The organism is Oleiphilus sp. HI0043, from assembly GCF_001634935.1.
Genome location: NZ_LWEY01001358.1, coordinates 1 through 849 on the forward strand (window position 1 = coordinate 1; position 849 = coordinate 849).

Below are 849 nucleotides of genomic sequence, written 5' to 3' on the forward strand. Positions count from 1 at the left end.
TATTAATTGCGTAGTCAAACCAGCCAGGAACATCCCGCCCCTTATCGATGGATTGGTAGCCTAGCCGCCCTAGTGAACGCCGATCTTTAATCTTTGAAATATCATTGCCGTAAGGTAGTTCGCCACTTAACATCTTGTAGGTCATGACGCCTAGAGAGAACAGATCAGACTTGCTTGTTCCGCTTTCCCCCAAAAAGTATTCCGGTGCAGTGAATTGAGCTGTCCCCATAATGCCTTCGTTTTTACTGATCACCTCAGTAATTCCGGCTACTTTTGTTGCGCCAAAATCTATAATTTTTACCGTTCCCTGGCTATCAATCATGACATTATTTGGCCTTAAGTCCTGATGCACCATCTCTTGTCGATGAAAGGCCTGAAGCCCCTTAGCAATTTGAGTAACGATCTCTCGCACTGTTTTGATGTCCGGTTTAGGGTTATCCAGCATCCATTGTGCAAGCGTCTGCCCTTCAATATATTCGTACACTAAATAAATAAAATTACGCTTTCTATCAGGTTCAATTGCTTTCAAAACATGAGCATTGCTCACCCTTTTTGCAATCCACTCTTCCATCAAGAAGCTTTCCAAGTAATCCGGGTTATTTCTCATTTCTGTGGAAGGTGTTTTTATCACCACCTTCTTTTTTGTTTGTTGGTCTTCTGCTAGAAATACATGGCTACGACTACTGATATAGATATCACGTAGAATCATGTATCCATCAAACTCTTTACGAGCCTCTAATCTGGGGGCAGGAGGCAGCTGAGTAAGCTGCTGTTGTAACTCACTTAACTCTCGCGCCGGTAAACTATCGATGCTCACGATCTGCAAAGTTAAATTGTCATCGCTGCCCG

At 43.2% G+C, this 849-nt stretch carries 1 protein-coding gene; it reads right to left on the reverse strand.

The window, feature by feature from the left end; translation table 11 throughout:
• Positions 1–817: serine/threonine-protein kinase (locus tag A3729_RS18415; RefSeq protein WP_197475912.1), on the reverse strand; the 817-nt coding region annotated here is incomplete at its 3' end.
• Between the last annotated feature and the right edge of the window lie 32 nt (positions 818–849).